Annotated in this window: 8 protein-coding genes and 1 pseudogene; 5 read left to right on the top strand and 4 right to left on the bottom strand. The window is 65.8% G+C overall.

The features are described 5' to 3' along the window. Together GJ630_RS18785 and GJ630_RS18780 are read right to left on the bottom strand one after the other, a co-directional pair. A pseudogene (locus GJ630_RS18785) lies at positions 1–907 on the bottom strand (hypothetical protein); the annotation flags it as partial. A 107-nt stretch (positions 908–1,014) separates the two neighbouring features. Next, positions 1,015–1,302, bottom strand: coding sequence for a zinc ribbon domain-containing protein (locus GJ630_RS18780; RefSeq protein ID WP_004590026.1), 288 nt, complete (start codon positions 1,300–1,302; stop codon positions 1,015–1,017). 166 nt (positions 1,303–1,468) lie between these two features. Between GJ630_RS18780 and GJ630_RS18775 the strand changes: the two genes are divergently transcribed. After that, entirely contained in the window at positions 1,469–1,906 is a 438-nt protein-coding gene (locus tag GJ630_RS18775) for a DUF6735 family protein (RefSeq protein ID WP_191450688.1), read from the top strand. A gap of 9 nt (positions 1,907–1,915) precedes the next feature. Next, positions 1,916–2,635 carry an endonuclease NucS gene (gene nucS / locus GJ630_RS18770; protein WP_064287058.1) on the top strand — a complete coding sequence of 240 codons (720 nt, stop codon included), beginning with the start codon at positions 1,916–1,918 and terminating at the stop codon, positions 2,633–2,635. An 84-nt stretch (positions 2,636–2,719) separates the two neighbouring features. Here the strand turns inward: nucS and GJ630_RS20235 are convergent, their stop codons facing one another. Further along, complete coding sequence (locus GJ630_RS20235; RefSeq protein ID WP_014039209.1) at positions 2,720–2,971, bottom strand: HalOD1 output domain-containing protein; 252 nt, start codon at positions 2,969–2,971, stop codon at positions 2,720–2,722. Positions 2,972–3,091: 120 nt separating this feature from the next. On the opposite strand from GJ630_RS20235, the gene GJ630_RS18760 reads away from it, so the two are divergent. Beyond that, positions 3,092–3,808 carry a helix-turn-helix domain-containing protein gene (locus tag GJ630_RS18760; RefSeq protein ID WP_023843070.1) on the top strand — a complete coding sequence of 239 codons (717 nt, stop codon included), beginning with the start codon at positions 3,092–3,094 and terminating at the stop codon, positions 3,806–3,808. 9 nt (positions 3,809–3,817) lie between these two features. Here the strand turns inward: GJ630_RS18760 and mutS are convergent, their stop codons facing one another. Then, positions 3,818–6,592: a DNA mismatch repair protein MutS gene (gene mutS, locus GJ630_RS18755; protein ID WP_191450686.1), complete on the bottom strand. Its 2,775-nt coding sequence runs from the start codon at positions 6,590–6,592 to the stop codon at positions 3,818–3,820. A gap of 124 nt (positions 6,593–6,716) precedes the next feature. Between mutS and GJ630_RS18750 the strand changes: the two genes are divergently transcribed. Both GJ630_RS18750 and thsB read left to right on the top strand, forming a co-directional pair. Beyond that, positions 6,717–7,106: a hypothetical protein gene (locus GJ630_RS18750; RefSeq protein WP_064287056.1), complete on the top strand. Its 390-nt coding sequence runs from the start codon at positions 6,717–6,719 to the stop codon at positions 7,104–7,106. Positions 7,107–7,280: 174 nt separating this feature from the next. Continuing rightward, positions 7,281–8,198 (top strand): thermosome subunit beta (thsB, locus tag GJ630_RS18745; protein WP_371727941.1); only part of this gene is annotated, 918 nt, incomplete at its 3' end.

The following is an 8,198-nucleotide window of genomic DNA, read 5'->3' as shown; positions in this document are numbered from 1 at the left end:
CCCGCAGCCGCCTGTGCCGCGTCGACCGGGCCGACAGGAGTTCGGCGTATTCCGCCTCGACTGCGTCCCGTGCGTCCGTGATGGCTTCTGCCGACGGCTCCGGTGCCGTTACCGCCAGTGCTCGTTCGTACTCGACGCTGGCCTGTGCGTACGCATCCGCGGCCCGCTCGTACGCCCGGTCCTCCCACGCGTGCCGGGCCGCGTCGCGGTGCTCCTCGGCCGCCCTGACGTGCCGTCGGCGCTGGCTGGTGTCGATCTGTGCTTGCGTTGACTGGAGGCGTGCATCGATGGTCGCTGTCGCCCCCTCCCCCAGCGATTCGACCCGTTCCCGTCCGCTATCGAGTGCCTCCTGTGCGGCCGTGATGTGCGTGGCTGCTGTGTCGGGGTTCGCCGCCTCCAGTGCCGCCGTTGCAGCCTCGACCTGAGATTCTGCCCGGTCAAGCTCGGTCAGCGTACGGGTCCAGACCTGTGTGGCTTCGTCGATGAACGTCCGTACTGGCGCTAGATCGCCCTTGCATTCGAACGCCCAGCGGTCTTCGTCGACGGTGACGATTTCGAGTGTCGACGTACGGAGCCCCGACTGACAGTGTACGGCCACAATGTCTTCGCAAGGGAGCGAAATGGTCCGGTCGCCGTTGTCGTCGCCGACGACGAACACGACCCGGATGTTCGTTGCAAGCAGATACGCGCGGTAGTCGCCGGCCGGCGTGAGCGACTTATCGTTTCCCCGGCCAGCGACGACGCCGGACCGGTCGTTGTACGCGAGATATCGTGGCGTCTCTGCCGCCCGTAGATACTGCCCCAGCGGCTGCTCGAGCCGGCGTGTGCGTCCGAACAGCCCGTCGGTGTTCGCCCGCTCGAATATCTCCGGTCGACCCGAGGAGCGTACGTCGATAACGGTTTCCACAGTCTACCCCCGTTCGTCAGTATATTCAAATATATATTCGGAGAAATAAATACCTTGGCCGACAGCAGCGCTCAATCCGGTTGATTCGACCCCGGCCTTGTAAACGGTCAGTACGGCTGGCTTCGATCCGTCGGCTGACGCTGCGGGCTCCCGCTCGTCAGGTCGGCGACGCACTGCCGGCAGAACTGGTAGTCCTGCTCGTTCCTCGCCCCGCAGTGGGGACAGTCGATGGATTCAGTGCTGTCGTCGGTGGCGCTGCCACGGCGCCCTTCGGTATCGCCCTGCCCGGTCGCACCGGCGGGGTCACCCCGGTGCCGGTACGCATACAGCATGGTCAGGACATGGAGCCCCACGAGAAGCGCGATAGCGCCGTAGAGCCACTCGCTCACCATCATATGTAATGATACGTGAACGTACTACTTGAGGGTTGTGCTGGGTTACCAATGGTCGGTGGTTTCGGTTACGCTGGCGGGCACTCGATAGGGATCCTGTAGGCCAGCGTTCAAATAGGACCACGGAGCCACGGAACCCCATGCCCGCTTACACGCTCGGTGGTCCCTGATGGGTCGTCGAACGCTCGTCGCTGTCACCCGTCCCGACGGCCGCTACGACTGCCGCATCGCACACTGGGGCGTCGACGCCGACCCCATCGCCCAGTCCCGGCCGCTGGGGAACGACTGGACGGCGTCGGCTGTTCTCGCTGCCATCGATGCTACCCACGACCGGTTGGTCGTGCTTGACGGGTCGGTCTGGACCTACACCGTTTGCTGGCTCGATCCGACGCTGTCGGACCTCGACGATATCGTTCTGGCCCGCACTGCCGACCCGGATGCGTTCCGGACGTGGTGGGTCGGGCGCAAGGACGAGGCCTGTCGCGCCCTCGATAGCGACGGCTGCGACCCGGAAACTGTTCGTCGCGCCCTGCTCGCGTCGCTCCGAAACCACGCTTCGTCCGTCCACTGCCCCGACGACGCGTCCTTTTTACGCGGGGACCGCTAACCGCCACCCGTGACCGCCGTCGAGACGCTGACCTACCCCGACCCCGCTGACGCGCTGGACCTCGCGTCGCGCAACGCCGACCGCGGCGCGCTGGTGACGCTTGTCGGCACCTGTACGGTCGAGTACGAGGGCCGAGCGGCCAGTTCGCTGGGGCTCGGTGACCGCCATGTGATGCTCAAGCCCGACGGGGCCGCGCTGGTCCACACCGACGAGGGCCAACAGCCGGTGAACTGGCAGCCGCCGGGCTGTGAGCACAGCATCAGCGTCGACGACGGCTCGCTGGTCGTCCGCTCCACGCGGTCGACCCCCGAGGAGTCGCTCGAAGTGGCCTTTGAAACGGTCGCCCACGCCGCCGCCTTCGACGTGACCGACTCCAAGGACCTCGCGCTCACCGGAACGGAGGCCGATCTGAAAGACCGCATCCTCGACGAGCCGGCGCTGGTGGAGTCGGGCTTTACGCCGCTTGCGACCGAACGCGAGACCCCCGCCGGCGCGGTCGACATCTACGGCGAGGACGCCGACGGCCGGACGACGATACTCGAACTCAAGCGCCGGCGCGTGGGTCCCGACGCCGTCGGCCAACTGGGTCGGTACGTCGATGCCCTGGAGCGCGACCTGCACGCCGACACCGAGGTCCGAGGTATCCTCGTCGCTCCGTCGGTGACCGACCGAGCGCGTCAGTTGCTCGCCGAGAAAGGGCTGGAGTTCGTCTCGCTCAAGCCGCCATAACCGCTATTTTCTCCTCTTCTCTGGGAGCTGTCAGTCTCGCGCCCGTACTGACTGCCGCTGTCGTCACACGGTTGGATGACGCAGTTATCCGTCTACAGTAACCGTTCCATCGGTGTCAACGACGACGCGGTAGCCGCTGTAGTCGAACGCCACATGACCGTCGGTGTTCGAATCAGCGATGCACGTCGTCAGTGCATCCGGATTGATACTATCGGCCAGTGGGGGGAGCGTCTCGACCGGCCGTCTCTCCGCGGTCGCGACAGCGCGAACGACTGCCGTGACGATGGACTGGTCGGCGCCGTGGACTTCTATAACGGTTGGTGATATTCCGGACACGGTTCTCTGACCTCATGTTGTATTTGTCTTGTAGATGTAAAGTTCAGTGTGGCTAGCATAGTAAACGCCGAAACACGATATATGCCAACACTCTTCACAGTATGCCAATTACATTTACCTATGTCCCAACAGTCTGGTAACGGCCGGGCGGTCACCCGTGTGGAGTTTGCCCTCTCTGATGGGTCGTATCCCTTCGTCTCGGTGTCTGCAGCCGAATCGTGTTCCGTGATTCTCGAAAAATGTCTCCCCCAGACAGACGACACGTACGCCGAGTTTTTTTCGGTCGAGGGTGCTCGCCCCGGCCGGCTTGTCGAACGCATTGAGGACGAAAACGGCGGTACGGCGCGGGTGATTGAGTGCACCAGCGACGGTGGGCTCGTCGAAATCAACGTGCGGGACAACTGTCCCGTTGTCTCGCTTGCGGACGCCGGGGCAGTACCACAGACCGCCCGGAGCGTCGATGGACAGGGGACTATCGTAGCCGATGTCCCGAGCCAAACCGATACGGCCGCGGTTATCGATTCGTTCTTGACGGCCCACTCGGATGCCGAACTCGCGGCGAAGAAACAGCGCGAGTCCATCGTGCCGCTGTTCGGGTTCCAGAACTACGCGTCCCACACCGAGCCACTGACCGACCGACAGCAGGAGGTTCTCGCGACGGCCCACGAAGCGGGGTACTACAACTGGCCCCGCGGGGCGACGGCCGCGGACTTAGCTGAACTCCTCGACATCTCGGAGCCAACGCTGCACAAACACTTGCGGGCCGCCGAACAGAAACTCGTCGCGACGATGTTCGCCTGCCCGCACGACGAACGGGCCACTGCCAGCGATAGCTGATCGCGGCTGTTATTCAAGTCGGTCCTGCAGGTCCGCGAGCGCGTTCATCGCCTCGATGGGCGTCATCGTCGCCACATCCAGCGACGCCAGTTGCGCTGCCACGCCCGCCGGCAGTTCGGCCTCGGGAGTCGACCCGTTCGTCCGAAGCGCCTCCTGTGTGTGGCCGTCCGCTCCACCCTCGCCGGCCGAGGCCACCGCTGTTCCGTTCTCCGTCGGCCCAGTCTCCGTGGCAGTGGAATCTGTGTCGGAGTCGGCCGTCTCGGCATCCGTCAGGAGGTCCTGCGACCGGTCGACGACGGATTCGGGCACGCCCGCCATGCTCGCCACTTCGACGCCGTAGGAGGCCGCCGCGGGACCGGGTGCGAGTTCGTGGTCGAAGCGCACGTCGTCGTCCTTGCGGCTGGTCTCGAAGTGGCGGTTGGTCGCGCCGGGCAGCGCCGCGGCGACGGCCGTCAGGTCGTGGTGGTGGGTCGCGAACAGCGTGTACGCGCCCACCTCGTCGTGGAGATGCTCGGTGACGGCGCGGGCGATAGCCAGCCCGTCGGCCGTCGACGTGCCGCGGCCGACCTCGTCCAGCAGGACTAGCGAGTCTTCGGTCGCTGCGTCCAGAATCGTCGCCAGTTCGGTCATCTCGATCATGAACGTCGAGCGGCCGCCGGCGATGTCGTCGCTGGCCCCGACGCGGGTGAACACTCGGTCGAGAATCGGGAGGTCGGCCGCCTTCGCGGGGACGAAGCTCCCCGCCTGTGCGAGCAGGCAGATCAGCGCGACCTGGCGCATGTACGTCGATTTCCCGCTCATGTTCGGTCCCGTGACGACGGCGAGGAAGGGCTGTATATCGTCCGCGGTGACACCGTCGTCGCTTCCGTCTCTGCTCGCTCGGACTGGCCCGCTCCCGAGATGCGTGTCGTTGGGGACGAAGGCGTCCTCGGTCCGCTCGACGACCGGATGGCGGCCGGCGGTGATGTCGATGCCGTCGCCGCCGACGGTCGGCCGGCAGTAGTCGTACTGCGCCGCAACCTCGGCGAAGGAGACCAGCACGTCCAGGCGGGCGAGACGGTCGGCAAGCGCCTGCACGCGCTCGGCCTCGTCGGCCACCTCGTCCCGGACCGCACAGAACAGGTCGTACTCCAGGTCGTCGGCCGCGCTCTCGGCGCGCAGAATCTCGTCCTCGCGCTCCTTGAGTTCCGGCGTGTAGTAGCGCTCGCTGTTTTTCAGCGTCTGGCGGCGCTGGTAGTCCGCGGGCACGGCGTCGAGGTTGGCGTTCGTCACCTCGATGTAGTAGCCGTGCACCGAGGTGTGGCCCACCTTCAGCGAGTCGATGCCGGTGCGCTCGCGCTCGCTGGCTTCGAGGTCGTCGATCCACTGCTTGCCCGACTGTTCGGTCGAGCGCAGCCGGTCCAGTTCCTCGTCGTAGCCCTCGCGGATGACGCCGCCCTCGGTCACCTGCTGTGGCGGGTCCGGGCGGATCGCTGCCTCGATTTCCTCGCGGGTGTCGACCAGCGGGTCCAGCGTGGCGTGCAGGTCCGCGAGCAGCCGGGCGTCGGCGTCGGCCAGATGGTCCCGGATGTCCGGCACGACCGACAGTGTGGCGGCCAGCGACCGGAGGTCACGGGCGTTCGCCCGGCCGCGAGAGACACGCGAGATGAGCCGTTCGAGGTCGTACACGTCCGCGAGCAGGTCCGAGAGCCCTTCGCGGGTCGCCGGGTCGCGCTGGAGTTCCGCGACCGCGCCGTGGCGGGCCTCGATGCGGTCCGCATCGAGCAGCGGCCGGCGGAGCCAGTCGGTCAGTTTCCGCCGCCCTAGCGCACAGGCGGTCTCGTCGACCGTGTCCACGAGCGTTCGGTTCTCGTGGCCCCGGACCGAGCGCCGTTCGAACAGTTCGAGGCTCTCGACGGCGACGGCGTCCAGCAGCATGTACTCCCGCGGGTCGTACCGCGTGAGATGGTTGAGGTAGTCGAGCGTGCCGGCGGGGTCCACGTCCGCGTCGACCGGTTCGCCGTCGGGGCCGACCGCGCCGCTGCTGCCGCGGGTGTACTCAGCGTAGGCCAGCAGGCCGCCACAGGCCCGGATTTCCGCGTCGCCGGCGAGCAGGCGCTCCGGCGGGCCGAAGTACTGCCCCACGCGGTCCTCGGCGCGCTCCCGGTCGAAGGCGGCCGCGTCGTAGCGCGTCACCAGACAGGCCGGACCGAACACGGCGTCCCGATCCACGTCGACCTCCGGCCCGACGATGGCTTCCGCCGGGCCGAACCGGCTGAGTTCGTCGGCGACGGCGCTTTCCGAGCCGACACTGGTCGCGTAGCAGTCGCCGGTCGAGATATCCAGTAGCGCCAGCCCGTATCGCTCGCCAGCGGTCAGGGCGGCGACGTAGTTGTTGTCCGCCCCGCCCAGCAGTTCGCTCTCCGTGAGTGTGCCGGGGGTGACGATTCGCGTCACCGCCCGCTCGACCACGCCGCTGACCTCGTCGGGGTCCTCGACCTGGTCGGCGATGGCGACCCGGTAGCCCGCGTCCAGCAGCGTCTCGACGTAGGACTCGGCGTTGTCGATGGGGATGCCGGCCATCGGGTACTCGCCGGTCGAGTCCTCGCGCTGGGTCAGCGTGATCTCACACAGCCGGGCGACCCGCTGTGCGGCCGCACAGAAGGCCTCGTAGAAGTCCCCGACCTGAAAGAGGACCAGGGCGTCGTCGTACTGCCGGCACAGCTCGTAGTACTGTGCCATCATCGGCGTCAGGTCCTCCTCGAGCTCGGCCATCTTCTCTGGCGGGCCAAGCGCAGCGTCCATACCGATGGGCAACAGCCGGCCACTCATAGGCGCTCCGCTCTCCTGTGCGTGCTCTGTTCGCTCTGGGTGACACTGCGACCGCAACTGACCACTGATTTTTATACCGCCCGGGAGACGTACCCGTATGTCACGTCGTGCCAACTACGCGCTCTGTCAGTTCCAGCAGCTCCTCGGCCCGTCGGCGGACTCGCTCGACGTTCCCTGGGCCGAGTACACCGGTGATTCGACCGATCCGATTTCCTTCGACATCCCCACCTCGTCACCGGATGACCCGTACGTGCAGATGCAGGTGTTCGACGTCGAGGACTTTGACCACGAGATCGTGGTCAACGGCGAGGCGCTGTCGGGGTTCGACATCGCGCCTGGCGAGGGGTGGCAGCTCTGGATGGACACGATTGCGCCCGAGCGACTGCACCTCGGCAAGAACACGATCCAGTTCCGACGGGACACCGACTCGAAGGACGCCTTCGTCGTCGGGTCGGTCACGGTCCACTGGACGGAACCCGTCGAGTGAATATATAAACAGGTCGTCGCTCGCTTGATGGGGCGTGCCAACAGCTACCATTACCGACGGACCGTACTCCCTCTGTCTGGTGGTTTCACCTGTTCTGGCTGTCTCAACGGGTGACCGACGAACGTCCCATAACCCATACTTTTATATAGAACCACATGCAATCTTCGCTTGATTATGAGCCAACGCCAGATGCAGGGCCAGCCGATGATCATCCTGGGAGAGGACTCCCAGCGGATGAAGGACAAGTCTGCACAGGAACACAACATCTCGGCCGCTCGCGCGGTCGCCGAGTCAGTACGCTCGACGCTCGGCCCGAAGGGGATGGACAAGATGCTCGTCTCCTCGATGGGCGACGTGACCGTCACGAACGACGGCGTCACCATCCTCTCGGAGATGGACATCGACAACCCGACAGCCTCGATGATCGTCGAGGTTGCCGAGACACAGGAAGACGAGGCCGGTGACGGCACTACCTCCGCCGTCGCCATCGCAGGGGAACTCCTCAAGAACGCCGAGGACCTCCTCGAACAGGACATCCACCCGACGGCGATTATCAAAGGGTTCGACATGGCCGCCACGCAGGCCAAGGACGAACTCGACGACATCGCCACGGAAGTCGACCCCGACGACGAGGAACTCCTGAAGAAGGTCGCCGAGACCTCGATGACGGGCAAGGGCGCGGAGCTCAACAAGGAGCTGCTCGCCCAGCTCATCGTCGACGCGGTCAACGCTGTGACCGTTGAGGCCGAGGACGGCTCCGTCATCGCCGACCTCGAATACCTCAACATCGAGACCCAGACCGGCAGCTCCGCCGGCAACTCCGAGCTCCTCGAAGGCGCGGTCATCGACAAGGACCCGGTCCACGAGGAGATGCCGACCGAAGTCGACGACGCCGACGTGCTGCTCGTCGACACGGCCATCGAACTCGACGAGACCGAGGTCGACGCCCAGCTCTCCGTCGACGACCCGAGCCAGCTCCAGAACTTCCTCGACAAGGAAGAAGAGCAGCTCAAGAAGATGGTCGACCAGATCGCCGACACCGGCGCTGACGTCGTCTTCTGTCAGAAGGGCATCGACGACATGGCCCAGCAC

The sequence above is a fragment of the Haloarcula sp. CBA1122 genome (assembly GCF_009741785.1).
In the GTDB taxonomy this organism is placed as follows: domain Archaea; phylum Halobacteriota; class Halobacteria; order Halobacteriales; family Haloarculaceae; genus Haloarcula; species Haloarcula hispanica.
This window is presented reverse-complemented; position numbering and strand designations above follow the sequence as displayed.